At 68.3% G+C, this 26,231-nt stretch carries 25 protein-coding genes; 11 read left to right on the top strand and 14 right to left on the bottom strand.

The window, feature by feature from the left end:
- Nucleotides 1–428: 428 nt before the first annotated feature.
- From ACFVY3_RS15960 to purU, 9 genes are all read right to left on the bottom strand, one after another.
- The gene (locus ACFVY3_RS15960) at nt 429–1,700 is read right to left on the bottom strand and encodes a hypothetical protein (RefSeq protein ID WP_400160466.1); all 1,272 of its coding nucleotides are present in this window, start codon (nt 1,698–1,700) and stop codon (nt 429–431) included.
- Nucleotides 1,701–1,843: 143 nt separating this feature from the next.
- A complete protein-coding gene (locus ACFVY3_RS15965; RefSeq protein WP_400160467.1) occupies nt 1,844–2,920 on the bottom strand; it encodes a Gfo/Idh/MocA family protein in 1,077 nt (358 codons plus the stop codon).
- 254 nt (nt 2,921–3,174) lie between these two features.
- Complete coding sequence (locus tag ACFVY3_RS15970; RefSeq protein ID WP_290258830.1) at nt 3,175–4,275, bottom strand: sugar-binding protein; 1,101 nt, start codon at nt 4,273–4,275, stop codon at nt 3,175–3,177.
- Nucleotides 4,276–4,338: 63 nt separating this feature from the next.
- Entirely contained in the window at nt 4,339–5,607 is a 1,269-nt protein-coding gene (mmsB, locus tag ACFVY3_RS15975; RefSeq protein WP_290258831.1) for a multiple monosaccharide ABC transporter permease, read from the bottom strand.
- A gap of 43 nt (nt 5,608–5,650) precedes the next feature.
- On the bottom strand, nt 5,651–7,207 hold the full coding sequence (mmsA, locus tag ACFVY3_RS15980; RefSeq protein WP_290258832.1) for a multiple monosaccharide ABC transporter ATP-binding protein: 1,557 nt from the start codon (nt 7,205–7,207) through the stop codon (nt 5,651–5,653).
- Between the two features lie 130 nt (nt 7,208–7,337).
- Nucleotides 7,338–8,528, bottom strand: a complete 1,191-nt coding sequence (locus ACFVY3_RS15985; RefSeq protein WP_290258833.1) for an ROK family transcriptional regulator — start codon at nt 8,526–8,528, stop codon at nt 7,338–7,340.
- Nucleotides 8,529–8,614: 86 nt separating this feature from the next.
- A complete protein-coding gene (locus ACFVY3_RS15990) occupies nt 8,615–9,133 on the bottom strand; it encodes a gamma carbonic anhydrase family protein (protein WP_400160468.1) in 519 nt (172 codons plus the stop codon).
- A 64-nt stretch (nt 9,134–9,197) separates the two neighbouring features.
- Nucleotides 9,198–9,635, bottom strand: coding sequence for a methyltransferase domain-containing protein (locus tag ACFVY3_RS15995; RefSeq protein WP_400160469.1), 438 nt, complete (start codon nt 9,633–9,635; stop codon nt 9,198–9,200).
- Nucleotides 9,636–9,689: 54 nt separating this feature from the next.
- On the bottom strand, nt 9,690–10,550 hold the full coding sequence (gene purU / locus ACFVY3_RS16000) for a formyltetrahydrofolate deformylase (protein WP_364136758.1): 861 nt from the start codon (nt 10,548–10,550) through the stop codon (nt 9,690–9,692).
- 242 nt (nt 10,551–10,792) lie between these two features.
- Between purU and glyA the strand changes: the two genes are divergently transcribed.
- The 10 genes from glyA (at nt 10,793) to ACFVY3_RS16050 (ending at nt 20,314) form a co-directional block, all read left to right on the top strand.
- Nucleotides 10,793–12,094, top strand: a complete 1,302-nt coding sequence (glyA, locus tag ACFVY3_RS16005; RefSeq protein ID WP_364136760.1) for a serine hydroxymethyltransferase — start codon at nt 10,793–10,795, stop codon at nt 12,092–12,094.
- Between the two features lie 17 nt (nt 12,095–12,111).
- Nucleotides 12,112–13,005, top strand: coding sequence for a bifunctional methylenetetrahydrofolate dehydrogenase/methenyltetrahydrofolate cyclohydrolase (locus tag ACFVY3_RS16010; RefSeq protein WP_400160470.1), 894 nt, complete (start codon nt 12,112–12,114; stop codon nt 13,003–13,005).
- Between the two features lie 252 nt (nt 13,006–13,257).
- A complete protein-coding gene (locus ACFVY3_RS16015) occupies nt 13,258–14,133 on the top strand; it encodes an ABC transporter ATP-binding protein (RefSeq protein ID WP_290258869.1) in 876 nt (291 codons plus the stop codon).
- Between the two features lie 40 nt (nt 14,134–14,173).
- Nucleotides 14,174–15,046 carry an ABC transporter permease gene (locus tag ACFVY3_RS16020; RefSeq protein WP_400160495.1) on the top strand — a complete coding sequence of 291 codons (873 nt, stop codon included), beginning with the start codon at nt 14,174–14,176 and terminating at the stop codon, nt 15,044–15,046.
- Nucleotides 15,043–15,894 (top strand): ABC transporter permease, encoded by an 852-nt coding sequence (locus ACFVY3_RS16025; RefSeq protein WP_400160471.1) that lies wholly within the window; start codon nt 15,043–15,045, stop codon nt 15,892–15,894. The genes ACFVY3_RS16020 and ACFVY3_RS16025 overlap by 4 nt, the downstream gene beginning before the upstream one ends.
- A gap of 111 nt (nt 15,895–16,005) precedes the next feature.
- Nucleotides 16,006–16,575 carry a hypothetical protein gene (locus ACFVY3_RS16030; protein ID WP_290258841.1) on the top strand — a complete coding sequence of 190 codons (570 nt, stop codon included), beginning with the start codon at nt 16,006–16,008 and terminating at the stop codon, nt 16,573–16,575.
- A gap of 10 nt (nt 16,576–16,585) precedes the next feature.
- Nucleotides 16,586–17,419: an exodeoxyribonuclease III gene (locus ACFVY3_RS16035; RefSeq protein ID WP_400160472.1), complete on the top strand. Its 834-nt coding sequence runs from the start codon at nt 16,586–16,588 to the stop codon at nt 17,417–17,419.
- 16 nt (nt 17,420–17,435) lie between these two features.
- Entirely contained in the window at nt 17,436–18,533 is a 1,098-nt protein-coding gene (gene trpS / locus ACFVY3_RS16040) for a tryptophan--tRNA ligase (RefSeq protein WP_290258843.1), read from the top strand.
- Nucleotides 18,534–18,537: 4 nt separating this feature from the next.
- On the top strand, nt 18,538–19,215 hold the full coding sequence (locus ACFVY3_RS16045) for a 2'-5' RNA ligase family protein (protein ID WP_400160473.1): 678 nt from the start codon (nt 18,538–18,540) through the stop codon (nt 19,213–19,215).
- A complete protein-coding gene (locus tag ACFVY3_RS16050; protein ID WP_400160474.1) occupies nt 19,160–20,314 on the top strand; it encodes a YihY/virulence factor BrkB family protein in 1,155 nt (384 codons plus the stop codon). The genes ACFVY3_RS16045 and ACFVY3_RS16050 overlap by 56 nt, the downstream gene beginning before the upstream one ends.
- Here ACFVY3_RS16050 and ACFVY3_RS16055 read toward each other — a convergent pair.
- The 5 genes from ACFVY3_RS16055 to sdhC all read right to left on the bottom strand — a co-directional run bounded on the left by ACFVY3_RS16055 (nt 20,271) and on the right by sdhC (nt 24,730).
- Nucleotides 20,271–21,041 carry an alpha/beta hydrolase family protein gene (locus ACFVY3_RS16055; RefSeq protein ID WP_400160475.1) on the bottom strand — a complete coding sequence of 257 codons (771 nt, stop codon included), beginning with the start codon at nt 21,039–21,041 and terminating at the stop codon, nt 20,271–20,273. The genes ACFVY3_RS16050 and ACFVY3_RS16055 overlap by 44 nt on opposite strands.
- Before the next feature lie 122 nt (nt 21,042–21,163).
- Nucleotides 21,164–21,946 (bottom strand): succinate dehydrogenase iron-sulfur subunit, encoded by a 783-nt coding sequence (locus ACFVY3_RS16060; protein WP_290258846.1) that lies wholly within the window; start codon nt 21,944–21,946, stop codon nt 21,164–21,166.
- Nucleotide 21,947: 1 nt separating this feature from the next.
- Complete coding sequence (gene sdhA, locus ACFVY3_RS16065) at nt 21,948–23,747, bottom strand: succinate dehydrogenase flavoprotein subunit (protein ID WP_290258847.1); 1,800 nt, start codon at nt 23,745–23,747, stop codon at nt 21,948–21,950.
- 117 nt (nt 23,748–23,864) lie between these two features.
- Nucleotides 23,865–24,347 (bottom strand): succinate dehydrogenase hydrophobic membrane anchor subunit, encoded by a 483-nt coding sequence (locus ACFVY3_RS16070; RefSeq protein WP_400160476.1) that lies wholly within the window; start codon nt 24,345–24,347, stop codon nt 23,865–23,867.
- A gap of 2 nt (nt 24,348–24,349) precedes the next feature.
- Nucleotides 24,350–24,730: a succinate dehydrogenase, cytochrome b556 subunit gene (gene sdhC / locus ACFVY3_RS16075; protein WP_290258849.1), complete on the bottom strand. Its 381-nt coding sequence runs from the start codon at nt 24,728–24,730 to the stop codon at nt 24,350–24,352.
- 257 nt (nt 24,731–24,987) lie between these two features.
- Between sdhC and ACFVY3_RS16080 the strand changes: the two genes are divergently transcribed.
- The gene (locus ACFVY3_RS16080) at nt 24,988–26,142 is read left to right on the top strand and encodes a mannose-1-phosphate guanylyltransferase (RefSeq protein ID WP_400160477.1); all 1,155 of its coding nucleotides are present in this window, start codon (nt 24,988–24,990) and stop codon (nt 26,140–26,142) included.
- Nucleotides 26,143–26,231: the final 89 nt, after the last annotated feature.

The following is a 26,231-nucleotide window of genomic DNA, read 5'->3' on the forward strand; positions in this document are numbered from 1 at the left end:
GTACATGACTGGTGCTGTGCGCTTGTTCCTGGTCTGGACCTTTCTGACAGGGGCACCGCCGCGGACGACTGAGCTGTGCGGCGACGGCGCCTTGCTGGCATGGGATTGAAGGGTTCCGCCGGGGCCTGCGGGGCCGTTGGATCCCCCAGCGGACCCAACGACCACGCCCCGGCGCTCACGAGAACCTGCGCGGGGCGGCCGGTGTCACGGCGGGCGTTCCGCAGTGGCCGGGAGGACGCGGCTGCGGCGGCGCGGGACCTGCTGGCGGCGTGGCGCGACGGCGGGACGCTGGGTGAAGCGGGAAACGGGTGCCGGGGTCCGGCGGGGGGTGAGGCACATGGAAACTTCTCCTGACGAGCTGGTGGCGGGCGCAAGGGGCGGCCCGCGGGACGGTTCTCTGCACAGCGATGCTGCAGAGGACGGTCCAGCTAGTCGGGAGAAGAGCCGGGATCCGCGGTGACGGCGCGGTAGGCGTGCTGGAGCGGGCCGCTGATGGGCTCGAAGCCCTGCGGCGGTACGACGAGGAAGGCATCAGGCAGCCAGGCGGCGGTTCCGGCCGCGCTTCCGGCGGTGGGGCCGCCGCCGGACCCCGAGCCGGGGGCGGGTGGGAGCGCGGTGGGAGCCGGGAAGCCGGTTCCCCCGCCCCAGGGGTGCGGCAGGTCGGTGTTGCCGGCGGGCGCTGCGGGGGCGCTGTCTCCTGCGGGCGCGGCGGTGCCCGCCGACCCTGCCGGCGCGGTGCCGGGCGCTGGCGCGGGCAGATTCGGCTCAGGCAGGACCAGTGCCGGGGTGAACGACGGGTGTGTGGCAGCGTAACTGGTGATGCTGCCGACGTTCGGGCGCGCGACCACGGGGGCCGGACTGCAGGAGAGCGCCGTGTCGACGGCGGCGACAGTTACCGCGGGGGCCGGGCTGGCGGGACCGGTGGGCTGGCCGGAGGCGGCGGGCCGGGCCGGGGAAGCGGCCTCGGCGGCCTGGGGAGAGGCTGCCGGGGCCGACTGCGCGGGCGTCTGGGTGGCAGGGGTGGTGCCTGTGGATCCGGCCAGGGGGTCGATGACGGGCAACACCGGAACGGGCGGCGCCGGGACACTTACCACGGGAACGGTGACCACCGGAGTGGGAGCAGGAGCCGGAGCCGTGGCTGAGGGTGTCGGCGCCGGGGTGGTGGGGGCCGGGGCGGGCGTGGGTGGCGGCGCCGGGGTGGCCACGGGCGGCACCGGAACCGGGGGTGTGACCACGGGAACGGGCACGACGACGGGGTCTGCGGGCTGCACGGGTGCCGGGACGGCGGGAGTGGGATCGGGAGCCGGGGCAGGTTCCTGCACTGGTGGATCTTGTACGGTCGGCTCCGGGGCGGTGACGGGAGCGGGGGCCGGGTCCGGCTGGGGGTTGCTGACCGGAGGGGCCGATTCGGCGGGCGCGGGTGCCGGAGACACCGGCGTCGCCTCGACGGCAGGAGCCGTGGCCGTCGGCGTCGGATCCGGGGCGGGTGTCGCGGCGGCCTCAAGCGCCTCGTCGGTCATGGGCAGTTGGATCATGGTGCCCAGCGAGGTTTCCAGGTGGCCGGCGGCGGTGATGGCGGCCGGTTCGTCTGCGCTGGCAGCGGCGGCGCTCAGCGTCAGCCAGGCACACACCGCGAGCAGGGCCAGGAGCAGCCGCCGGAGCCGGAGGCGCAGGGGGGAAGGGCCCGCCGCTTCACGCATGCGCAACACCCCTCCCCGGAAAGGCTCGATGATTGGCCTATAGCGTAGATCCAGGGGTAGTGGCGCGTCCAGAGCGGGAGGACACTATTAGTCCCGGATTCCGGGTTCCTGGTCCGCCGGCCGGCGTCGGCCAGGGTCCGGCGTCAGCGGACCTGCACGTCGTTGGGGTAGCTGACCCCCAGCTGGGCGCGGACGCCATCGAACAATCGCATGGTGTCGAGGGAGTCCTGCAGCGGCATCACCGGGCTCTCGGTCAGCCCCTGCTGGATGCAGCGGGTGACCTCGCGCAGCTCGTAGCTATAGCCGCGGCCCACCGTGGTGAACTGTTCCGTCCGCGGGTCGTCGAAGCCCACCCGGACCAGCAGCTCCCGGGGGTTGTTGATGGATCCCAGGCTTTGCAGGAACCCTTTGTTCCCGGCGACGGTGGCGGTGCGCGGCCCGTGCGCCAGGAGGGAGGAGGACAGCTGTGCCTGCGCCCCGTGGTGGTAGCCGAGCGTCAGGGCGTTCTGGGCGTCGACGCCGTCGTCGTTGACGAAACCGGTGGCGGTGACCGTCTGTGGGAAGCCCAGCGTGCCCAGCGCCCAGAGCAGCGGGTAGATGGTGATATCCAGCAGGGCGCCGCCGCCGTCCCGGGGTGCCCAGAGCCGGGAGGTGGGGGAGTAGGGGGCCGGGAAACCCAGGTCCGCGCCGACCCACTGGACCCCGCCGATCTCGCCCGACGCGGCGATCTCGAAGGCCCGCTGCATCGCCGGCAGGAACCGGCTCCACATGGCCTCCATCAAAAACAGTCCGTTGGCGCGGGACAGGTCGATCAGCTCGGCCGCCTCGCGGGCATTGACGGTGAGGGCCTTCTCGCAGAGGACGTGCTTGCCGGCCAGGAGGGCGGCCTTGGCGATAGCGTGGTGCTGGGCGTGCGGGGTGGCGACGTAGACGACGTCGACGGCGTCGTCGGCCAGCAGGTGCTCGTAGCCCGGAACCCCGTCCCGGTCCCCGTAGGCGCGGGCGAAACCGTAGTCCGCGGCGAAGGCGTCCGCGGCGGCCTGGCTGCGGGAGGACACCGCGTACAGCTGGGCGTCCGCGAGCAGCTCCAGGTCCCGGGTGACGGTGGCCGCGATCCCGCCGGTGGCGATGACGCCCCACCGCAACCGGGCTCCGGTGGCGGTCCGGGGATCCTGGTCGGGTTGGTCAAAGAGCCAGGGCCTGGCGATCGGGGCGTTCATGCTGCCATCCTCTCACCCGGGGCGCCGTCGTCGAGCCCCAAAGCCGCACCCACCCCACCCGCCACCGCCGCACCCACGCACCAGCGCGCCCGTTCCGGACACCCGCACCCCGGACCCGGGCCGCGCCCGTCCGGAAGCGCCGCGGAAAACGGGAACCGCCGCGAAAACCGGTGCCGACCCCGGACGCACCAGGGCCCCGACCCTCCCGCAGCGAACTGCGGGGGAGCCGGGGCCCTGAAGTGTGAAGCGGAAGACTACTTGGTGATCGGTCCGAGTACCGGATCGTCAACGTAAGCGGTCTTGACGTTCTCCTTGGTCACGATGACCGGCTCCAGCAGGAAGGCCGGAACGGTCTTGACCTTGTTGTTGTAGGACTTGTCGTCGTTGATCTCAGGCTTCTTGCCGGCCTGGATGTCCTTGACCATGGTGATCGCGTGCTCAACGAGCTTGCGGGTGTCCTTATTGATGGTGGAGTACTGCTCACCGGCCATGATCGACTTGACGGATTCAACCTCGGAGTCCTGACCCGTGATAACCGGCAGCGGCTTGCCTGCAGCCTTGACCGAGGTCAGGACCGCGCGGGCCAGCGTGTCGTTCGGGGACAGGACGCCGTCCAGCGTGGCGCTGCCGTAGCTGCCGCTGAGCAGGGTGTCGGCACGACGCTGGGCGTTCTCAGCCTTCCAGCCCTGGGTCACGGCCTGCTCGAAGGAGGTCTGGCCGGAAACGACCTTGAGGGTGCCGTCGTCCAGCTTCGGCTTCAGCACGCTCATGGCGCCGTCGAAGAAGACCTTCGCGTTGGCGTCATCCGGGGAACCGGCGAACAGTTCGATGTTGTACGGGCCCGTCGGCTTCTTGGCCTTCATGCCGTCCAGCAGGGCCTGGCCCTGCAGCACGCCAACCTTGAAGTTGTCGTAGGCAACGTAGTAGTCGACGTTCTCGGTGTTCAGCAGCAGACGGTCGTACGCGATGATGGTCGCGCCGGCGTCCTTGGCCTGCTTCAGCTGGGTACCCAGCTGCGCACCGTCGATGGCACCGACGATGATGACCTTGTCACCCTTGGTGACCATGGCGCTGATCTGGTTCTGCTGCTCGGAAACGCCACCGTTGGCGAACTGAACATCAGCCTTGAAGCCTGCACCGTTGAGGCCATCGTTGAACAGCTTCTCCGCCAGGACCCAGTTCTCACTGGTCTTCTGCGGGAGGGCGACGCCGATCGGAGAGTTCTTGGGGAACGCCTCGCCGCCGCTGCTCGCGGAACCGGAAGATCCGCTGTCGGCACGGCCGCAGGCTGTCAGCGCCAGTGCCGCAATAGCAGCGATTGCTGCTGCCTTTCCTGCTTTACCAATCATTTGCATTGCTTGGTTCACTTTCTTTTTGGTGGTGTGTGGAGACTCGGTGGTAACTGGGAAGGGATCCGGTCAGGATTCCTTGGCGATGACCTCTTTGGTGGAAGTGGTCTCGTCGGCCTTGATCTCGTTGCTGCGGCCGAAGTTCTTCATCATCATGCCGATGATCGATTTCTTGCCCTGCGACTTGTTGTAGACGTCGAAGGCGACGGCGATCAGCAGGACCAGGCCCTTGATGATCTGGGTCAGGTCGGCGCCGACGCCGAGCAGCTGCAGGCCGTTGTTCAGGACCGCCATCACCAGGCCACCGACGATCGAGCCGATCACGGTGCCGACGCCGCCGGTCACGGCCGCGCCGCCGATGAAGACTGCCGCGATCGCGTCCAGCTCCCAGCCGACGCCGTCGAACGGGCCGGAGGCGGTGGAGCGGCCGACGAAGATCATGCCGGCCAGGCCGGCCAGGATGGACATGTTCATCATGACCAGGAAGTTGACCTTCTTGGACTGGACGCCGGAGAGTTCGGCCGCGTGGCGGTTGCCGCCGACGGCGTAGACGTGGCGGCCGATGACCGTCTTCGAGGAGATGAAGCCGTAGAGCAGGACCAGGACGGCCAGGATCAGGCCGGGGATGGGGAACGAGGTGCCCGGGCGGCCGGTGGCGAAGAGGTACGTCGCGTAGAGGATGGCCGCGCAGATCAGGACCAGCTTGGTGATGGTCACCCAGCTCTCGGTCACATCGGCGCCCAGGGACTTGGCCTTGCGGCGGGCGCGCAGTTCGCTGAAGACGACGTAGGCGACGCCGAGCAGGCCGAGCAGCACGGTCAGGTTGTTGTAGCCGGTGCTGGGGCCGACCTCGGGCAGGTAGCCGGAGCCGATGTACTGGAAGTCGTTGGGCACCGGGATGGTGTTTGACTTGCCGACGTACTGGTTGAAGCCGCGGAACAGGAGCATGCCGGCAAGCGTCACGATGAAGGCCGGGATGCCGACGTAGGCGGTCCAGAAGCCCTGCCAGGCGCCGATCAGCGCGCCCAGGAGCAGGCCGAAGAGGATGCCGAGGTACCACGGGATGCCCCAGTCGCGGATCATCAGGGCCACACTGACACCCACGAACGCGGCCACGGAGCCGACGGAGAGGTCAATGTGGCCGGCGATGATGACCAGCACCATGCCGATCGCGAGGATCAGGATGTAGGAGTTGCCGTTGAAGAGGTTGATGACGTTGCCCGGGGTGAGCGTGCGGCCCTCGGTGAAAATCTGGAAGAAGACGATCAGCGCAACCAGGGCGAAGATCATGCCGAATTGGCGGGTGTTGCCGCCAAAGAGCTTCTTGAGCGCGTTCATTGTGTCAGTCCTTGTAGTCCGGATTGTTCTGGATCGCCCGGGGTCAGGCAGTCTTGCGGGCGGAGGTCATCAGCTTCATCAGGCTTTCCTGGCTGGCTTCCTCTTTGGTCAGCACGCCGGTGATGGCGCCTTCGAAGATGGTGTAGATGCGGTCGGAGAGGCCCAACAGCTCCGGCAGTTCCGAGGAAATGACGATCACGCCCTTGCCCTGGTTGGCCAGCTGCTGGATGATGCCGTAGATCTCGTACTTGGCGCCGACGTCGATGCCGCGGGTGGGCTCATCGAGGATCAGCAGGTCCGGGTCGGTGAACATCCACTTGGCCAGGACGACCTTCTGCTGGTTGCCGCCGGAGAGCTTCGCGACGCCTTCCTCCACCGACGGGGTCTTGGTGCGCAGCGACTTGCGGTACTGCTCCGCGACCGTGAACTCCTGGTCGGCGTCGACCACGTTGTGCTTGCTGATCTTCTTCAGCGCCGCCGAGACGGTGGTGGCCTTGATGTCGTCGAGGAGGTTCAGGCCCAGGGACTTGCGGTCCTCCGTGACGTAGCCGAGGCCGGCGTTGATGGCCGCCTTGACCGTCTTGAGCTGGATTTCCTTGCCGTCCTTGTAGACGTGGCCGGAGATGAAACGGCCGTAGGAGCGGCCGAAGAGGGAACGGGCCAGTTCGGTGCGGCCGGCACCCATGAGGCCGGCGAAGCCGACGATCTCGCCGCGGCGGACGTAGAAGCTGGAGTTCTTGCAGACCAGGCGGTCCTGGATCTGCGGGTGGCCCACGGTCCAGTTCTTGACCTCGAAGAAGGTCTCGCCGATGTTCGGGGTGTGGTCCGGGAAGCGGGACTCCAGGGTCCGGCCCACCATGCCCTTGATGATGCGGTCCTCGTCGACGCCGTCGGCCTTCACATCGAGGGTCTCAATCGATTTGCCGTCGCGGATGATGGTGATGGAGTCCGCGATCTGCTCGATCTCGTTGAGCTTGTGGGAAATGATGATCGACGTGATGCCGCGGCCCTTGAGGCCCAGGATCAGGTCCAGCAGGTGCTGGGAGTCGGACTCGTTCAGGGCTGCGGTGGGCTCGTCGAGGATGAGGAGCTTGACCTTCTTGTTCAGCGCCTTGGCGATCTCGACCAGCTGCTGCTTGCCGACGCCGATCTCCTTGACCGGGGTGTCCGGATCCTCGCGCAGGCCCACGCGGGCGAGCAGTTCGGTGGAGCGGAGCCGGGCCTCGGCCCAGTCGATCACGCCGCGCTTGGTGGGTTCGTTGCCCAGGAAGATGTTTTCCATGATGGACAGTTCGGGGATCAGCGCCAGTTCCTGGTGGATGATCACGATGCCGGCGTGCTCGCTGGCCCGGATGTCCTTGAACTCCTGGACTTCGTTCTGGTAGACGATGTCGCCGGTGTAGCTGCCGTGGGGGTAAACGCCCGAAAGGACCTTCATCAGGGTGGATTTGCCGGCGCCGTTTTCACCGCAGATGGCGTGGATTTCGCCGGCCTTCACCCGCAGGTTCACCTCGGCCAAAGCTTTAACGCCGGGGAACTCTTTGGTGATGGAGCGCATCTCGAGAATTACGGGATCGCTGTGCGTGTCGAGGGACGTCATCTGCCCTTACGCCTCCAATGCATGACTTCGTTGTCCGCCCCTGCAAACCGCAGGGCCGTCTGATGGAAAAGTAAACTGGATCACGTCGTTGTCGTCAAGTCTTTAACGCAACGGACGGATAACGGTGGAGCTAGTTGCGCCGGATTCCGGCCTGCTGGAAGACCAGCGCGGTGGCCCCGAGGGCCTCGGCGCGGTCGCCCAGGGAGGACATGGTGAGGGTGGTGGTCTCGCCGATCACGGGCACGGCGTGCCGGATCAGGCCCCGCCGGATGGGGTCCAGCAGGAGCTCGCCGAGGCCCGCCAGCGGCCCGCCGACGACGATCACCTCGGGGTTGATCAGGTTCGCCACGTTGCCCAGCGCACGCCCGGCGGCGAGGCCGGCGTCGTCCACCACGCGCAGGGTGGCGGAGTCCTTGGCGAGGGCCTTGCGGACAATGTCCTCGCTGGTCATGGGCCGGTCGTCGCCGCGGCTGAGCAGCTCCAGCATGGTGGTGGTGGAGGCGACGGTTTCCAGGCAACCGCGGTTGCCGCAGCGGCAGACCAGGCCGTGTTCGTGGATGGTGGCGTGGCCGATTTCGCCGGTGATCCCGACGTTGCCGTAGTAGGGCATGCCGTTGATGATCAGGCCCGCGCCGATGCCCGAACCGATCTTGAGGAAGAGCAGGTTACTGGTGCCGCTGTGCGGTCCCCACGTCACCTCGGACAGGGCGCCGAGGTTGGCGTCGTTGTCGACGAAAATCGGCAGATCCAGGGCTTCTTCGAGGCGTTCCAGGATGTTGATGCCGACCCATTCCGGCAGGATGGCGCCCTGCGCGACGGTGCCGGAACGGCGGTCGATGGGGCCGGGGATGCCGACGCCGGCACCCACCAGGGCGCTGCGCTCGACGCCGCTGGTATCGAGCAGCCGGTCAAGGACGGCGACGGCGGCGGCGATCCCGTCCTCGGCGTGGTGGCCCAGCGGCAGGAGCACCGCCTCCTCGGCCAGGACGTGGTAGCTCAGGGAGGCCAGTACCACGCGCAGGTGCCGGCGGCCGAAGTCGATGCCCACGGCCACGGCGCCCTGGCTGTTGAGCCGGACGTTCAGGGCGCGGCGTCCGGAGCTGGTGGTGGGTTCGGTGGAGGCGAGCCCGGCGTCCTGCATGATCTTGACGATGTTGGACACCGTGGCCGTGGAGAGCCCGGTCTGCCGGGCCAGTTCAGCCTGCGTGGACGGGCCGGCGAGCAGGCATTCGATGATCCGTTGCTGGTTCAAATGGCGGAGCGCGGACTGCGACCCGGGGTTTTTCGTGCGGCTCCTCGTTGAGCGCGTTGGTGAGGGCATGCAAAGAAGCGTGCACCATCAGGGGTTTGTAGTCAAGAAGTTAACGCAAGCCGCGGCGCGCCCGCCCCCGAATACCCCCTTGCGGATCAGCCGTGCAGCTCGCGGTGCGCCCGCGCGAGCTCGCGGTAGTGCGCGGCGTTGTGGCGGACGCCGCCGAACTCCTCCTCCGTGAGTTCCCGGCGCACCTTGGCGGGAACGCCCGCCACCAGCGACCGGGGCGGGATGACGGTGCCCTCGAGCACGACGGCGCCCGCCGCCACGAGCGAGCCGGCGCCGATCACGGCGCCGTTGAGGACCGTGGCGCCCATGCCGATGAGGCAGTCGTCCTCGACCGTGCAGCCGTGGACCACGGCGCCGTGGCCGATGCTGACGCCCGCGCCCACCGTGCAGGGGAAGTCCGGGTCCGCGTGCAGCACCACGTTGTCCTGCAGGTTGCTGCCGGCGCCGACGCTGATAGCGGCTGTGTCCGCGCGGACCGTGACGCCGTAGAAGGCGCTGGAGTCCTCGGCGAGGGTGGCGTTGCCGATGATCGAGGCGCTCGGGGCAACGAAGGCGGAGTCGTGGACGGCCGGGGTCTCGCCGGCGAAAGCGTAAACGGGAGTCATGGACCCCAGCCTAGGACAGTGGCCGGACCTGCGGGAGCGCCGGGAGGCACGGATAAGGCACGGGTCAGGCGCGGAGAACCGTGAAGCCGGGTCCGGCACCGGCGTCCGGGCCGCCCTGCGGGAGGACGACGGCGATCGGTGCGCCGGGTTCTGCCACGCGCCGGAGTTCGCGGAGGGCGCCGTCCGATGCCTCGGCGTCGAGTCCGGCCAGGGCGTCGGGGGCCCAGACGGCCGGGAAGGCTGCGTCCGCGAACGGCAGGGCCGCGGCGGTTGCAACCGAGGCGGAGAGGCCGTGGGCGCGGGCGGCGTGGATGTTCTCTTCGGAGGCGTCCACGCCGGTGAAGTGGAGCCCGGCACGGACGAAGGCGAGGCCCTCGGCGCCCGTGCCGCAGTCCAGGCCCAGCACGGCGTGCCGGCCCTCCTCCTTGAGCAGGGCCACGAAGTCGTCCAGCCGCTGCGCCCTGTCGTACATGGTCCAGGGTCCGGTCACGGGCGTGGTCATGGCTCCAGTAAAGGGCCCCGGCCGCGCAGGCGGCAAGGGCCCTCCCGGAAACGGCTAGCTGAAGACGACCGTCCGGTTGCCGTCCAACAGCACCCGGTGCTCGGCGTGCCACTGCACGGCCTGGGCCAGGGTGCGGCCCTCGACGTCGCGGCCCATCTGCACGAACTGCTCGGCGGTGCGCCGGTGGTCCACGCGGATGACCTCCTGCTCGATGATCGGGCCCTCGTCCAGGGCGGCGGTGACGTAGTGCGCGGTGGCGCCGATCAGCTTCACGCCGCGGGCGTGCGCCTGGTGGTACGGCTTGGCGCCCTTGAAGGAGGGCAGGAACGAGTGGTGGATGTTGATGGCCTTGCCGGTCAGCTCGGTGCAGAGCTCGTCCGAGAGGATCTGCATGTAGCGGGCCAGGACGGTCAGTTCGACGTCGTGCTCGGCCATCAGGGCGCGGAGGGCGTCCTCGGCCTGGGCCTTGGTGTCCTTCGTGACGGGGATGTAGTGGAAGGGGATGCCGTAGAACTCGGCGAGGCCGGCGAGGTCGCGGTGGTTGGAGACGATCGCGGGGATTTCGATCGGCAGCGTGCCGGAGCGCTGCAGGAACAGCAGGTCGTTCAGGCAGTGCGCCGAGGTGCTGGCCATCAGCAGGGTGCGCAGCTTCCGGCCGGCCGGGTTCAGGCTCCACTGCATGCCGAAGGCCTGGGCCACCGGCTCCAGCGCGGCGAGCAGCTCCGATTCGGGGGCCGCCGTCGTCGCCTCCACCCGCATGAAGAAGGTGCCCGTGCCCTCGCTGCCGTACTGCTGCGAGTCCGTAATATTGCAGCCCGCCACCAGCAGGGCGCCGGCCACCGCGTGCACGATGCCGGGCCGGTCCGGGCAGGAGAGGGTGAGGATATAGGAGGCAGTCAGCTGGTCGTCAGTCACGATAGAACAGCCTACCCGCGGCTGGGATAGGCTTAACCTGTCGCAACTGGCGTTGGGTGGCTTACCACCAGGGAGCGGCACGCACGCAGACCACGGATCGTACGCCTGGGCCGAGGGTCATGTTTTTCCGGTTGGCAGCCCCGTGCTGCCCTCCCGTGGGGCCCGTCATCTAGCGGCGCCAGCGCGGACCAGCCGGTAACCTGACCTCACAGCAGTGACCGTTGCCAAGCCAGGAGTTCTTCGTGACTACTTCCCTTCGCCTTTCTTCAGCAGCCGTAAGCAACCAGCCCCTCGCTGAACTCGATCCCGAGATCGCCGCCGTCCTGGACCAGGAACTCGGCCGCCAGCGCGGCACCCTGGAAATGATCGCCTCCGAAAACTTCGCCCCCCGCGCCGTCATGGAAGCCCAGGGCTCCGTGCTGACCAACAAGTACGCCGAGGGTTACCCGGGCCGCCGCTACTACGGCGGCTGCGAATACGTCGACGTCGCCGAGCAGCTCGCGATCGACCGGGTCAAGGCCCTCTTCGGCGCCGAGTTCGCCAACGTCCAGCCGCACTCCGGCGCGCAGGCCAACGCCGCCGCCCTCTCCGCGATGATCACCCCGGGCGACAAGATCATGGGCCTGTCCCTGGCCCACGGCGGACACCTCACCCACGGCATGAAGCTGAACTTCTCCGGCAAGCTGTACGACGTCGCGGCCTACCAGGTCGAGGAGGACACCTTCCGGGTGGACATGGACAAGCTCCGCGAGCAGGCGCTCGCCGAGAAGCCGCAGGTCATCATCGCCGGCTGGTCCGCCTACCCGCGCCACCTCGACTTCGCCGCCTTCCGCTCGATCGCCGACGAGGTCGGGGCCCTGCTCTGGACCGACATGGCGCACTTCGCCGGGCTGGTGGCCGCCGGCCTGCACCCGAGCCCGGTGCCGCATTCCGACGTCGTTACCTCCACCGTGCACAAAACCCTCGCCGGGCCGCGCTCCGGCGTGATCCTGGCCAAGCAGGAGTGGGCCAAGAAGATTAACTCCAACGTCTTCCCCGGCCAGCAGGGCGGCCCGCTGATGCACGTCATCGCGGCCAAGGCCGTGGCGTTCAAGATCGCGGCGGGCGAGGAGTTCAAGGAACGCCAGGAGCGCGTGCTTGAGGGCGCCCGGATCATCGCCGACCGGCTGAACGCCGCCGACGTCGCCGAGGCCGGCGTCTCGGTCCTCACCGGCGGCACCGACGTGCACCTGGTCCTGGTGGACCTGCGCAACTCCCAGCTGGACGGCCAGCAGGCCGAGGATCTGCTGCACTCCGTGGGCATCACCGTGAACCGCAACGCCGTTCCGTTCGACCCGCGCCCGCCGATGGTCACCTCCGGCCTGCGGATCGGCACCCCGGCCCTGGCCACCCGCGGCTTCGGCGCAGAGGAATTCACCGAGGTCGCCGACATCATCGCCACCGCCCTCAAGGCAGGCACCGGCGCCGACGTCGAGGCCCTCCAGTCCCGCGTGGACAAGCTCGCCGCCGACTTCCCGCTGTACCCGCAGCACGAGCAGTGGTGATCCGGTTGACCAACGACATGACCGAAACCCGCACCGCCCGCATCCTCGACGGTAAGGCCACCGCGGCCGCCATCAAGGCCGAACTGACCGAACGCGTCGCAGCCCTCAAGGCCCGCGGCGTCGTCCCGGGACTGGGCACCATCCTCGTCGGCTCCGACCCGGGCAGCACCTGGTACGTCGGCGGCAAGCACAAGGACTGCGCCGAGGTGGGCATCACCTCGATCCGCCGCGACCTGCCCGAGGAGACCACCCAGGAGGAACTGCTGGCCGTGGTCCGGGAACTGAACGAGAACCCGGAATGCACGGGCTACATCGTCCAGCTGCCCCTGCCGAAGCACATCGATCAGGACGTCATCCTCGAGGCGATGGACCCGGACAAGGATGCCGACGGCCTGCACCCGATGAACCTTGGCCGCCTGGTGGCCAACGTGTCCGGGCCGATGACCTCCCCGCTGCCCTGCACGCCCAAGGGCTGCATTGAGTTGCTGACCCGCCACGGCATCGACCTCAAGGGCAAGCGCGTCCTGGTGGTGGGCCGCGGCGTCACCATCGGCCGGCCCGTGGGACTGCTGCTGACCCGCAAGGACGTTAACGCCACGGTCATCCTCGCGCACACCGGCACCGTGGACCTGCCAAACGAAATCCGGCAGGCCGACGTCGTCATCGCCGCCGCCGGCCAGCCGCACATGATCAAGGCCGCGGACCTTAAGCCCGGTGCGATCGTGCTGGACGTGGGCGTCAGCCGCGTCGACGACGGCAACGGCAAGGCCGTGGTGACCGGGGACGTGGAGCCCGCCGCGGCGGGCGTCGCCGCCTGGCTTTCCCCGAACCCCGGGGGAGTCGGCCCGATGACCCGCGCCATGCTGCTGGCCAACGTGGTGGAGACCGCCGAACGCCAGCTCCAGGACTAACCACCGCAACTGACTCGCAGCTCAGGCCGTTTTCAGCACCCATAACGGCCCCAGCTGCGAGTCAGTTGGGTTTCCCGGCCCGAAAAGTCCCAAGAATTTACGAAAAGACTCTTTCATGGTTTGTCCGGATGGACTAGCGTGTTTCGGGTGCCTGAACTCGCCGCAAAAGAATCGCCCGTGGAAAGCGCCGCCGAATCCGGCCCCGCCCAGTACGTCATCACCGCCGAGAACCTGACCAAGAGCTACGGCGACATGACCGCCGTGGACGGGATCAGCTTCCGCGTGCCCGCCGGCGAGGCCTTCGGCCTGCTGGGCCCCAACGGCGCCGGCAAGTCCACCACCATGAGGATGATCGGCGGCGTCTCCCAGCGCACCTCCGGCTCCCTGACGATCATGGGCCTGGACCCGGAGCAACACGGCCCCGAGGTCCGCGCGCACCTGGGCGTGGTCCCGCAGCAGGACAACCTGGACGAGGAGCTCAAGGTCCGGGACAACCTGCTGGTCTACGGCCGCTACTTCGGCCTGCCGATGAGCTACCTCAAGCCCAAGGCCGACGAACTGCTGGAGTTCGCGCAGCTGACCGACAAGGCCAAGGCGAAGGTGGACGCGCTCTCCGGCGGCATGAAGCGGCGCCTCACGATTGCCCGCTCCCTGATCAATGAGCCCAAGATCCTGCTCCTGGACGAACCCACCACGGGCCTGGACCCGCAGGCCCGCCACATCCTCTGGGACCGGCTGTTCCGGCTCAAGGAACAGGGCGTCACCCTGATCCTCACCACCCACTACATGGACGAGGCGGAGCAGCTCTGCGACCGGCTGATCGTGGTGGACAAGGGCCGGATCATGGCCGAGGGCTCCCCGGCCAGCCTGATCCGCGAATACTCCACCCGCGAGGTGCTCGAACTGCGCTTCGGCTCCGCCCGCAACGCCACAGTCGGTGCTGAGCTGGAAGGCATCGGCGAACGCGTCGAAACCCTCCCGGACCGCGTCCTGATCTACGCCAACGACGGCGAGGCCGCCCTGGAAGAGGTCTCCGCCCGCGGCCTCCGCCCCGTCACCTCGCTGGTGCGCCGCTCCTCGCTGGAGGACGTCTTCCTGCGCCTGACCGGCCGGAGCCTCGTTGACTAGGAATCCGTTGACTAGGAATCCGCTGACCGGCGACGCGGCCGTGACCGAGCCGGAACAGACGACGGCGGCAAGCCCGGAGCCGCGGACCGGGACCGGACGCGCCCACGCGCCGGAGGTCTCCGCGGCCAAGGCCCGCCGCTGGGGCGCGTTCTACTACGCCGAGCAGGTCCTGCGGGTGATGAAGGGCTACGGCTGGACCATCGTCATGTACGGCGTGGGCCAGCCCGTCGCCTACCTCTTCGCCATGGGCGTGGGGCTGGCAACGCTGGTCGACTCGAACTCCGCCGCGGCCTTCGGCGGCGTCAGCTACCTGACCTTCATCGCCCCGGCCCTGCTGATCTCCGCCGCCGTGATGACCGCCGCAAACGAGTTCACCTTCCCGGTGATGGACGGATTCAAGTGGCGCCGGGTCTACTACGGCCCGCACGCCTCCCCGCTGACCCCGGAACAGATCGCCGCCGGGCAGATCATCGCCGTGACGGTCCGGTTCCTGCTGCAGTCAGCCATCTACTTCGGCGTGGTGACCCTGTTCGGCGCCTCACCCAGCGGCTGGGGCTGGGTCTCGATCCTCATCGCCACCCTGGCCGGCCTCGCCTTCGGCCTGCCCCTGATGGCGTACGCGGCCCGGATCAAGGAGGACAAGGGCCAGTTCGCCATGGTGATGCGCTTCATCGTCATGCCGCTGTTCCTGTTCTCCGGCACCTTCTTCCCGCTGGACACCCTGCCGCTGGGGGTGCGCTGGGTCGGCTGGATCTCCCCGATCTGGCACGGCACGGAGCTCGGCCGGGTGGTCACCTACGGTTACCCCGAGCCGGCCTGGCTGAGCGCCGTCCACCTGATTGTCCTGGCCGGCCTCACGGTCCTCGGCTGGGTCCTGACCCGGCGCCAGTTCGCCACAAGGATGGGTGCATGAGCACGTTCGCCACCACCGGACACCACGACGGCGCACCCAGCGTCACCGACGCCGCCCGCGCCCGCCGCTTCGGTCCGCTGTACTCGCGCAACGTGCGCGCCGTCGTCGCCCGCGGGCTGATGGCCACCAAGAGCAGCAACTGGATGGTGATGCTCTCGGGCTTCTTCGAGCCCGTGCTGTACCTGATCTCCATGGGCGTGGGCCTCGGCGCGATCGTCGGCACGGTGCAGGGCCCCGGCGGCCAGGAGATCTCCTACGCCGCGTACATCGCCCCGGCGCTGCTGGCGGTCTCGGCCATGAACGGCGCCGTGTACGACTCCACCTGGAACGTCTTCTTCAAGATGAACTTCGCCAAGCTCTACCAGGGCATGCTCTACACCTCGCTGGGGCCGATCGACGTCGCGATGGGGGAGATCTTCCTGGCCCTGCTCCGCGGCCTCATGTACGCCACCGGGTTCACCGCGGTGATGGGCGTGATGGGCCTGATCACCACCCCGTGGGCCATCCTGATGATCCCGGCCTCGGTGCTGATCGCGTTCGGCTTCGCCAGCTTCGGCATGGGCATCACCAGCTTCATGAAGACCTTCCAGCAGATGGACTGGATCAACTTCATCATGCTGCCCATGTTCCTCTTCAGTGCCACCTTCTACCCGCTGAGTGTTTACCCGGGACCCATCCAGTTGCTGATCCAGGCCATGCCGCTCTGGCACGGGGTGGAGTTGCTCCGCCAGATCAGCGTGGGCGCCTTCGACGCCTCCACGGCCCTGCACATCGGCTACTACCTGGTGATGATCGTGCTCGGCGTCGCCCTCACCACGGGCCGGCTGCGGAGGCTGTTCCTGAAGTAGCGGCGCCGGCGGCGGCCTCCCCGTGGGCCCAGGCGGCCCGGGACAACGTCGGTCCGTTCGCCGGGGGTGGAAGCGCCACGGGCGGTGCGCGCCGTTTGCGATAATGGACCCATGCGATCCCTCGGCAACCCTTCCTCCACCACGTCCCCGTTCGCCGCCGCCGGCAAGAACCCGATGTTCCGCATCGGCGGCCTCGGCATGACGGTGTTCATCATCGCCTTCCTGGTGGCCGTGATCTTCGCGGCGAACCAGAACGACGTCGTGGGCTGGGTTGTCGCCGTCATCGCCTTCTTCTGGCTGGCGCTGGCCTCCTTCGTGGTCTTCAGCATTCAGAAGGCCGCCAAGCGCGCCGGGGCCAAGCTCAACGAGGCGCAGAACGCCTTCAACTCCGCCGTAGGCCGGGCGCCGTCGGCTGGCAGCGCCGACCACGGTGGCACCCGCGTCGTCGGGGAGCGCCGGGAAGCCGACGAGGTCCGCGACATGAAGCTGGACCACTCCTTCAAGATCGTCCAGGTGCAGGTCCGCGTCGTCGAGCAGGAACGGGCAAAGGGCGAGGCCTCGGACCAGGACACCATCCGCCGCGCCCTCGAGACGATCGAAATCACCGCCACCAACGCCCGGGACATGATCAAGTCCGGCGGCTCCTCCGACGAGCCGGTGAGCGGAACCATCATCGACTAGAGTGGATCGGGTGAGCTCGGCATTGGAGAAGGACCACCTTCGCATCGCAACGGTCAACGTCAACGGCCTTCGCGCCGCCTACAAAAAGGGCATGGCGGAATGGCTGGCGGCGCGCGAGGTGGACATCCTCTGCCTGCAGGAGGTCCGCGCGCCCGACGCCGTGGTCCGGGACCTGCTCGGCGACGACTGGCACATCCTGCACGCCGAAGCCGAGGCGAAGGGCCGCGCCGGCGTCGCCATCGCCTCGCGCACGGAGCCGACGGCCACCCGGGGACACATCGGCCACGATTACTTCTCGACGGCGGGCCGCTGGGTGGAGGCGGACTACATCGTCCGCGACGCCGCCGGGAACCCCGCCACGCTGACCGTGGTCAGCGCCTACGTCCACTCCGGCGAAGCCGGGACCCCGAAGCAGGACGATAAGTTCCGCTTCCTGGACCTCATGCTGACCCGGCTGCCGGAGCTGGCCAAGCACAGCGACCACGCCGTGGTCGTGGGGGACCTGAACGTGGGCCACACGGAGCTGGACATCAAGAACTGGAAGGGCAACGTCAAACGTGCCGGCTTCCTGCCCGAGGAGCGTGCCTATTTCGACCGCTTCATGGGCGAGGAAATCGGCTGGAAGGATGTTCACAGGGGCCTGGCGGGTACCGTCAACGGCCCCTACACTTGGTGGTCGCAAAGGGGACAGGCCTTCGACAACGACACGGGCTGGCGGATTGACTACCACCTCGCCACCCCCGCCCTCGCCGCCGCAGCGGTGCAGGCCGTCGTTGACCGGGCGACGTCCTGGGATACCCGCTTCTCCGACCATGCCCCGCTGGTAGTGGACTACCGGCTCTAGTTTTAAGGCTTTCCCCATGACCTCTCCCGCCACCGCGTCGCTGATCCCCGACGCCACCCCCTCCACCGACGCCGCACTGGCGGCTGCCCCCGGCACCCGCCAGCGGATCCTCTCCGGAATGCAGCCCTCCGCCGACTCGCTGCACCTGGGCAACTACCTCGGCGCCCTGGTGAACTGGGTCCGGATGCAGGACGAATACGACGCCGTCTTCTTCATCCCCGACCTGCACGCCATCACCGTGCCCCAGGACCCGGCCGAGCTGGCCCGCCGCACCCGGGTGACCGCCGCCCAGTACATCGCCGGCGGCGTCGACGTCGACAAGTGCACCCTCTTCGTCCAGTCCCAGGTGCCCGAACACGCCCAGCTGGCCTGGGTGCTGAACTGCATCACCGGCTTCGGCGAGGCCTCCCGGATGACCCAGTTCAAGGACAAGGCGCTCAAGCAGGGCTCGGACCAGGCCAGCGTGGGCCTGTTCACCTACCCGATCCTGCAGGCCGCGGACATCCTGCTGTACAAGCCGCACGGCGTCCCCGTCGGTGAGGACCAGCGCCAGCACGTCGAGCTCAGCCGCGACCTTGCCCAGCGCTTCAACTCCCGCTTCGGCGAGACCTTCACCGTGCCGCAGCCCTTCATCCAGAAGGGGACCGCGAAGATCTACGACCTGCAGAATCCGACGGCGAAGATGTCCAAGTCGGCCGAGTCCCCGGCCGGCCTGATCAACCTGCTGGATGAGCCGAAGTTGATCGCCAAGCGGATCAAGTCCGCCGTGACCGACACCGGCACCGAGATCCGCTTCGACCGGGAGAACAAGCCGGGCGTCTCCAACCTGCTGACCATCTACTCGGCCATCACCGGGCAGTCCATCGAGCAGCTCACCGCGGCCTACGAGGGCAAGATGTACGGCCACCTGAAGGTCGACCTGGCGGAGGTGGTGACGGCACACCTGAGCCCGATCCGCGACCGCGCCAACGAACTCCTGGCCGACCCGGCCGAGCTGGACCGCCTCCTGGCGGTCGGCGCGGACAAGGCCCGGGAAGCCGCGGCGGCCACCCTCAAGGACGTGTACGCCAAGGTGGGCTTCCTGCCGTACGCCGGGGCACGGGGAGACATCTAGGGCAATGTCCTCCGCCAGCAACGTCACCGCGAGCGAAACCGGCACGTCCACGGGAATGTCCCGGGACACCGGCGGCACCGCCCCCTCGGCGGCCGCGCCCGCGGGTCAGGACACGCACGCTCCGGAGGACGGCATCAGCATCGGCGTGATCCTGGGCTTCCCGCCCAGGATCGCCGAGGAGCTGCGGCGCTGGCGGGCCTCCTTCGGGGACCCGCTGGCCGCCACGGTGCCCGCACACATCACGCTGGTCACCACCACCACCACCCGGGACTGGGAGGCCACCCGGCGGCACGTCCGCGAGGTCGCCGGCCGGCAGGAGCCCTTCACCGTCACCATCGCCGGCACCGGATCGTTCCGGCCCGTCTCCCCGGTGGTGTTCCTGAAGGTGGAGGAGGGGTTCGGCGAGTGCGTGGACCTGCACCGGCAGCTGCAGCGCGGCCCACTGGAGCGCGAGCTGCCCTTCGCCTACCACCCGCACGTCACCGTGGCCCACGACGTCGCCCCGGAAAGCCTTGACGAGGCCGAAACGGCGCTGAAGGATTACAGGGCCAGCTTCCCGGTGGCTAGCATGGGTCTTTACGAGCACGATGACAACGGCATCTGGCAGCTACGGGAAGAACTGGACTTTGGCAGCGAACGTGACCACCACCGAGGCGAAGGCGCCCCAGAAGGCCCCCGCTAGCCCACCCGCACCCACGGACCTGCCCGGGCTGCGCCTGGAGGTCATCCACAAGCGGATGGACTGGGTCAAAGCCCGCCGCTCCGGTGGCAACGTCCTGGCGGGCATGCCGCTGCTGTTCGCGAAGATCAACACCTTCCGGCCGCAGCGTGCCTTCATGCACTACAACCTCCAGCGCGGCCCGCTCCTGAGCGCGGGCATCGGCTTCCGGATGTTTTTCTCCATCACCGGCCTGCTGGCCACCGGATTCTCCCTCGCCGGGCTGATCCTCAACGGCCAGCCCGCCCTGCTGGAACAGGTCATCCGCAGCGTCGCCGGCGCCGCCCCCGGCCTGCTTAAGGTCAACGGCGGCCCGGGACTGGTGGACCCGCATCAGCTGCTCAACCCGTCCAACCTCGGCTGGACCGCCCTGATTGCCGCCGCCGTCACGGTGTTCACCGCGCTCGGCTGGATCAGCGGGGTCCGCGACGGCGTCCGCGGCATGATGCAGCTGGGCCCGCGGCCCATCCTGCCCGTGCTGCAGATCCTGCGCGACGCCGGGACCCTGCTGCTTCTCGGTGCCGCCCTGGTGGTCAGCGCGGGCGCGTCCCTGGTGTTCGGCACGGCCGCCGACTGGGTTGCCCGCCTGCTGCACCTGGACCCGCTGCTGGCCGGTCCGCTGACCACGTCGGTGACCATCGTGGTGCCCCTGCTGCTGGCATGGGGGACCGCCCTGATCATGTTCCGGGTGGCGGCCGGGGTGCGCCTGTCGCGGCGGGCGCTGCTGGAGGGCACCATCATGGCCGCCGCCGGCACCACGGTGCTGCAGTTCTTCAGCACCCAACTGCTGGCCAGCTCGGGCCGCAACCCGATCCTGGCCCCGTTCGCCATCATCATCGGGCTGCTGGTCTGGTTCAACCTGGTCAGCCAGGTCTACCTGGTCTCCGCCTCCTGGTCCGCCGTCCGCGAATCAGACCGGTCCGCCGGCCCGGCGGACAAGACCCTCGGCTGGGGTGCCCGCCAGGTCCAGCCCGGCCGGACCCCCGCCGAGCCGCGCGTGCGCACGCGGCGGGCGCTGGCTAGTTTCCGGCGTCGAGGTACTGATCGGCCCACGCCGAAATAATCTTCGCCGCCCGGGCCGCCTGCCCCTTTCCGGTGAGCAGGTGGTCCGAGCCCTCCAGCGAGACGAAGTTCCGCGGGTGCCGGGCGGTCTGGAAGATGCTGCTGGCGTTCTCGATGCCCACCGTGGTGTCCGTGGGGGAGTGCAGCACCATCAGCGGCTTGTGCAGCCGGCGGATGCAGTCGGTGAGGTCCGCGTTCTCCAGGTCCTCCACGAAGTGCCGGCGGATCTCCACCCGCTTGCCGCCCAGGTCCACCTCGGCGCTGCCCTCGCTGAGGATCCGGTCCAGGGCCGCGTCGAAGACGTGGGCCACGTGCTTGGGCGAGAACGGCGCGCCCACCGTGGCCACCGCATCCAGCTCCGGGATGCTGTGGGCCGCCGCCAGCACGGCGGCACCGCCAAAGGAGTGGCCCACCAGCAGCGACACCGGCCGCCCGGAGGCGCGCATGAACTCCGCAGCCCGGACCGTGTCCGCCACCTTGTGGCTGAAGGACCCGGCAGACCATTCGCCCGCCGAGCCGCCCAGGCCCAGGTTGTCGAAGCGCAGCATGCCCACCCCATTGTCCGCCAGCGCCTTGCACATCCGGGAGGCGGCCGGGCTGTCCTTGCCCAGGGTGAAGCCGTGCGAGAACACGCCCCAGCCCTTCACCGGGCCCTCGGGCAGGTCGATGACCCCGGAGAGCAGTTCGCCGGTGGAACCTTCGAAGGTGACTTTTTCGGAGCGGGACACGGGGGCCTTTCGACGGAGACGGTGGGGTGGGGCGTGGGAGGGGAACACGACGACGGCGCCCCCACCCAAGGGTGGAAGGCGCCGTCGTGGTGGTGCTGTGCCCGTGGAGGGCCCAGCGGTGCTTAGACCTTGCGGGACAGGATGGCCTGCTTGACCTCAGCGATGGCCTGCGTGACCTGGATGCCGCGGGGGCATGCCTCGGTGCAGTTGAAGGTGGTGCGGCAGCGCCACACGCCTTCCTTGTCGTTGAGGATCTCCAGGCGCATGTCGCCGGCATCGTCGCGGGAGTCGAAGATGAAGCGGTGCGCGTTGACGATCGCGGCCGGGCCGAAGTACTGGCCGTCGGTCCAGAACACCGGGCAGGACGAGGTGCACGCGGCGCACAGGATGCACTTGGTGGTGTCGTCGAACCGCTCGCGGTCCTCGGCGGACTGCAGGCGTTCCTTGGTGGGCTCGTGGCCGCGGTTGATCAGGAACGGCATGACCTCGCGGAAGGACTGGAAGAACGGCTCCATGTCCACGATCAGGTCCTTTTCGACCGGCAGGCCCTTGATCGGCTCGACCGTGATGGGCTTGGTGGTGTCCAGGTCCTTGAGCAGGGTCTTGCAGGCCAGGCGGTTGCGGCCGTTGATGCGCATGGCATCGGAACCGCAGACGCCGTGCGCGCAGGACCGGCGGAAGGAGACGCTGCCGTCCTGCTCCCACTTGATCTTGTGCAGGGCGTCCAGCACGCGGTCGGTGCCGTACATGGTGACCTGGAAGTCGTCCCAGGTGGCCTCCTCGGAGACCTCGGGGTTGTAGCGGCGCACGCGCAGCGTCACGTCGAAGGACGGGATTTCCCCGCCGCCGCCGACGCCGGCGGGCAGTTCGATCTTGGAGGCTGGCTCAGCGAGTTCAGCGGTCATCTTAGTACTTCCTCACCATCGGCTCGTAGCGCGTGAAGACCACCGGTTTGGTAGCCAGCCGGATGCCGGCGATCGCCTCGGCGGAACCGTCCGCCGGAGCGTGCTCATCCTTGTACGCCATGGAGTGCTTCATGAATTTTTCGTCGTCGCGCTCGGGGAAGTCCTCGCGGAAGTGTCCGCCGCGGGACTCCTCGCGGTGCAGGGCCGCCACGGTCATGACCTTGGCAAGCTCCAGCAGGAAGCCCAGCTCCACGGCCTCGAGCAGGTCAAGGTTGAAGCGCTTGCCCTTGTCCTGAACGTTGATCCGCTGGTAGCGCTCCTCGAAGGACGCGATGTCCGCCAGGACCTGGTTCAGCGTATCGGCGGTGCGGAACACCTGCATGTTGGCGTCCATGGTGTCCTGCAGTTCCTTGCGGATCTGGGCCACCTTTTCGGTGCCGTTGGCGGTGCGCACGTGCTCCAGCAGGTTCAGCGTGTAGGCCTCCGGATCCGCAGGCAGTTCCACGAAATCGGCGGTCTTGGCGTACTCGGCGGCGGCGACGCCGGCGCGCTTGCCGAAGACGTTGATGTCCAGCAGCGAGTTGGTGCCCAGGCGGTTGGAGCCGTGGACGGACACGCAGGCGACCTCACCGGCGGCGTAGAGGCCCGGGACGATCGTGTCGTTGTCCTGCAGGACCTCGGCGCTGATGTTCGTGGGGATGCCGCCCATGGCGTAGTGCGCGGTCGGGAAGACCGGCACCGGCTCGGTGTACGGCTCCACGCCCAGGTAGGTGCGGGCGAACTCGGTGATGTCCGGGAGCTTGGCGTCGATGTGCGCCGGCTCCAGGTGCGTCAGGTCGAGGAGGACGTAATCCTTGTTCGGGCCGCAGCCGCGGCCCTCGCGGACCTCGTTGGCCATGGAACGGGCCACGATGTCACGGGGCGCCAGGTCCTTGATGGTGGGGGCGTAGCGCTCCATGAAGCGCTCACCCTCGGAGTTGCGCAGGATCGCGCCCTCGCCGCGGGCCGCCTCGGAGAGCAGGATGCCCAGGCCGGCCAGGCCTGTCGGGTGGAACTGGAAGAACTCCATGTCCTCCAGGGGGATACCGCGGCGGAACGCGATGCCCATGCCGTCACCGGTGAGGGTGTGGGCGTTGGAGGTGGTCTTGAAGACCTTGCCGGCGCCGCCGGAGGCGAACACGACCGACTTTGCCTGGAAGACGTGCAGTTCGCCGGAGGCCAGGTCGTAGGAGACGACGCCGGCAACGCGCTTCTGCTTGTACGGGGTGCCGTCCTCGCGGACCGCGTCTTCCTCAACCGTCAGCAGGTCCAGTACGTAGTACTCGTTGTAGAACTCAACGTTGTGCTTGACGCAGTTTTGGTACAGGGTCTGGAGGATCATGTGGCCGGTGCGGTCGGCGGCGTAGCAGGCGCGGCGGACCGGGGCCTTGCCGTGGTCGCGGGTGTGGCCACCGAAGCGGCGCTGGTCGATCCGGCCTTCGGGCGTGCGGTTGAACGGCAGGCCCATCTTCTCGAGGTCCAGGACGGCGTCAATCGCTTCCTTCGCCATGACCTCGGCGGCGTCCTGGTCAACCAGGTAGTCGCCACCCTTGATGGTGTCGAAGGTGTGCCATTCCCAGTTGTCTTCCTCGACGTTGGCCAGGGCGGCGCACATGCCGCCCTGTGCCGCGCCGGTGTGGGAGCGCGTGGGGTAAAGCTTGGTCAGTACCGCTGTTCGGGCGCGCTGACCGGATTCGATCGCTGCGCGCATGCCCGCGCCACCGGCGCCGACGATGACGACGTCGTACTTATGGACCTGCATACCAGATGCTCTTTCTCTCAAAATTCGCTGTGAACACCGCCGGCGAGACCAGGACGGTGGGGCCCGCTGTTCCTGCCCGCCGGGCAGGCAGGACTCAGCGGCCGGGGACCGGGGCGGCTACGGGGCGGGGCAGAACCCGCCGGGCAGCTGCACGCCGTCGACCACGGGGCAGGGGTTGAAGGTGAAGATCACCAGGGTGCCGAGGATGACGATCGCCGCGGCGGCCGCGTACAGCACGATCTTCAGCCACAGGCGCGTGGCGTCCTTCTCGGCGTAGTCATTGATGATGGTGCGGACGCCGTTGCTGCCGTGCAGCATGGCCAGCCACAGCATCGCCAGGTCCCAGACCTGCCAGAACGGGTCGGCCCACTTGCCGGCGACGAAGCCGAAGTCGACGGCGTGGATGCCTCCGCCGACCATCAGGTTCACAAACAGGTGACCGAAGATGAGGACCACCAGCACGACACCGGAGAGCCGCATGAACAGCCATGCCAGCATCTCGAAGTTGCCCTTCGAGGAACCGTTGCGGTTGTACTTCGGGGCGACGCGGCCCGCGCCGACCTTGCCGGAGCGCGGGGTCTGGATCTGCGTTGCACTCATGGCTAGTGACCTCCGAGGGCGAGGGACAGGTGGCGGATGGAGAAGCCGACCATGACGATGACCCAGAGGGCCAGAACCGTCCACAGCATCTGGCGCTGGTACTTGGCGCCCTTCTTCCAGAAGTCGACGGCGATGATCCGGAGGCCGTTGAAGGCGTGGAAGACGATCGCCGCGACGAGGCCCGTTTCACCCAGGGCCATGAGGGGGTTCTTGTAAGAGCCGATCACGGCGTTGTATGCCTCCGGGGACACACGCACCAACGACGTGTCCAGCACGTGGACCAACAAGAAGAAAAAGATCACTACACCGGTAACGCGGTGTCCAACCCAGGACCACATGCCTTCACGGCCGCGGTACAAGGTGCCAGCTGGTTTTGTCGGCACTGAATAAACCTCCCTGCAACACAGCGGCGCTGGCATGGGATCCACGCGGGGGGAACGCCTGCTGCGAGAGCACTCGTAAGCTCAAGCCTAAATCTAGGCTTCGCTGTCAGCTTATTCAATTCAGGGCGGCGGTACGGCGGGGAGCTTCCGCGGTTTTTGCCCGGTTTTGAGACGAACGCCACATTCGCTGGCGTTAAGGGCCGATTTGAGGACCTTGATCCGGGGCTGTGGAGCGGGTGTCGGTTAGAGTGGCCGTGATGACTACTGATAATGTGACCGGCCTCGAGCCGCATGATGCCGCCGCGGATTCGCCCCTGGACCGTTTCATCGCGGTGATCCCGGCCGGGGGTGTCGGCACACGCCTCTGGCCGCTGTCCCGCGCCGCGGCCCCGAAGTTCCTGCACGACCTCACCGGGTCCGGCAGCACCTTGTTGCGCGCCACCTACGATCGCCTGGAGCCGCTGGCCGGCAGCCGGATGCTGGTCGTCACCGGCAACGCCCACCGCGAGGCCGTCTGCCGCCAGCTGCCGGAGATCCACGACGCCGACCTGGTGCTGGAGAGCGAGCCGAAGGATTCCGGCGCCGCGATCGGCTTGGCCGCCGCCATCCTCTACGAACGCGACCCGGACACCATCATGGGCTCCTTCGCCGCGGACCAGGTCATCAGCCCCGACGAGCTGTTCCAGGATGCCGTCCGGGAAGCTATCTACACGGCCGCCTACGGCAAGATCGTCACGATCGGCATCAAGCCGACGCACCCCTCCACCGGGTTCGGCTACATCCGCGCCGGTGAGCAGCTCAGCGTCCCGAACGCCCCCAGCGCCCACACGGTGGTGGAGTTCGTCGAGAAGCCCAGCGAAGACGTCGCCCAGCAGTACGTGGACAGCGGTGAATACGTCTGGAACGCCGGCATGTTCGTCGCCCCCGTGTCCCTGATGCTCAAGCACCTCGAGGCCAACCAGCCGGAGCTGTTCGCCGGCCTGCAGGAGATCGCCAAGGCGTGGGACACCCCGCTGCGTGACGAGGTCACCGCCCGGGTCTGGCCCACTCTGCCCAAGATCGCCATCGACTACGCCGTGGCCGAGCCCGCCGCCGAGGCCGGGGACGTCGCCGTCGTGCCCGGCACCTTCCGTTGGGACGACGTCGGGGACTTCGCCTCCGTGGGCCGGCTCAACAGCGCCAAGGAGGTCGACGAGGTCACCGTGATCGGCGCCGGCGCCCGGGTCTTCACCGAAAACGCCAGCGGCGTGGTGGTCACCGACACCAAGCGCGTCATCGCCCTGATCGGCATCAAGGACGTCGTGATCGTGGACACCCCCGACGCCCTGCTGGTCACCACCAAGGCCCACTCGCAGCGGGTCAAGGCCGCCGTCGACGCCCTCAAGGCCAGCGGCGACACGGACGTCCTCTAGCCACGCCGCGCTTAAACGCCGCTGACCTGCGCTTTCACCGCCGCCCGGGACCCGATGGGTACCCGGGCGGCGGTGCGTAATGCGCCGTC

The sequence above is a fragment of the Arthrobacter sp. BPSS-3 genome (assembly GCF_044628475.1).
Taxonomy (GTDB): domain Bacteria; phylum Actinomycetota; class Actinomycetes; order Actinomycetales; family Micrococcaceae; genus Arthrobacter.

Bases quoted from the DNA above. Each gene is read 5' to 3' on its own strand.
- sdhA (WP_290258847.1), bottom strand. From the start codon at position 23,747: ATGCAGGTCCATAAGTACGACGTCGTCATCGTCGGCGCCGGTGGCGCG.
- ACFVY3_RS15960 (WP_400160466.1), bottom strand. From the start codon at position 1,700: ATGCGTGAAGCGGCGGGCCCTTCCCCCCTGCGCCTCCGGCTCCGGCGG.
- ACFVY3_RS16080 (WP_400160477.1), top strand. From the start codon at position 24,988: ATGACTACTGATAATGTGACCGGCCTCGAGCCGCATGATGCCGCCGCG.
- ACFVY3_RS16070 (WP_400160476.1), bottom strand. From the start codon at position 24,347: ATGAGTGCAACGCAGATCCAGACCCCGCGCTCCGGCAAGGTCGGCGCG.
- ACFVY3_RS15970 (WP_290258830.1), bottom strand. From the start codon at position 4,275: ATGCAAATGATTGGTAAAGCAGGAAAGGCAGCAGCAATCGCTGCTATT.
- ACFVY3_RS15990 (WP_400160468.1), bottom strand. From the start codon at position 9,133: ATGACTCCCGTTTACGCTTTCGCCGGCGAGACCCCGGCCGTCCACGAC.
- ACFVY3_RS16045 (WP_400160473.1), top strand. From the start codon at position 18,538: ATGTCCTCCGCCAGCAACGTCACCGCGAGCGAAACCGGCACGTCCACG.
- ACFVY3_RS16015 (WP_290258869.1), top strand. From the start codon at position 13,258: ATGACCGCCGTGGACGGGATCAGCTTCCGCGTGCCCGCCGGCGAGGCC.
- ACFVY3_RS15995 (WP_400160469.1), bottom strand. From the start codon at position 9,635: ATGACCACGCCCGTGACCGGACCCTGGACCATGTACGACAGGGCGCAG.
- ACFVY3_RS16060 (WP_290258846.1), bottom strand. From the start codon at position 21,946: ATGACCGCTGAACTCGCTGAGCCAGCCTCCAAGATCGAACTGCCCGCC.
- ACFVY3_RS15985 (WP_290258833.1), bottom strand. From the start codon at position 8,528: ATGCCCTCACCAACGCGCTCAACGAGGAGCCGCACGAAAAACCCCGGG.
- ACFVY3_RS16025 (WP_400160471.1), top strand. From the start codon at position 15,043: ATGAGCACGTTCGCCACCACCGGACACCACGACGGCGCACCCAGCGTC.
- ACFVY3_RS16030 (WP_290258841.1), top strand. From the start codon at position 16,006: ATGCGATCCCTCGGCAACCCTTCCTCCACCACGTCCCCGTTCGCCGCC.
- mmsB (WP_290258831.1), bottom strand. From the start codon at position 5,607: ATGAACGCGCTCAAGAAGCTCTTTGGCGGCAACACCCGCCAATTCGGC.
- trpS (WP_290258843.1), top strand. From the start codon at position 17,436: ATGACCTCTCCCGCCACCGCGTCGCTGATCCCCGACGCCACCCCCTCC.
- ACFVY3_RS15965 (WP_400160467.1), bottom strand. From the start codon at position 2,920: ATGAACGCCCCGATCGCCAGGCCCTGGCTCTTTGACCAACCCGACCAG.
- mmsA (WP_290258832.1), bottom strand. From the start codon at position 7,207: ATGACGTCCCTCGACACGCACAGCGATCCCGTAATTCTCGAGATGCGC.
- ACFVY3_RS16010 (WP_400160470.1), top strand. From the start codon at position 12,112: ATGACCGAAACCCGCACCGCCCGCATCCTCGACGGTAAGGCCACCGCG.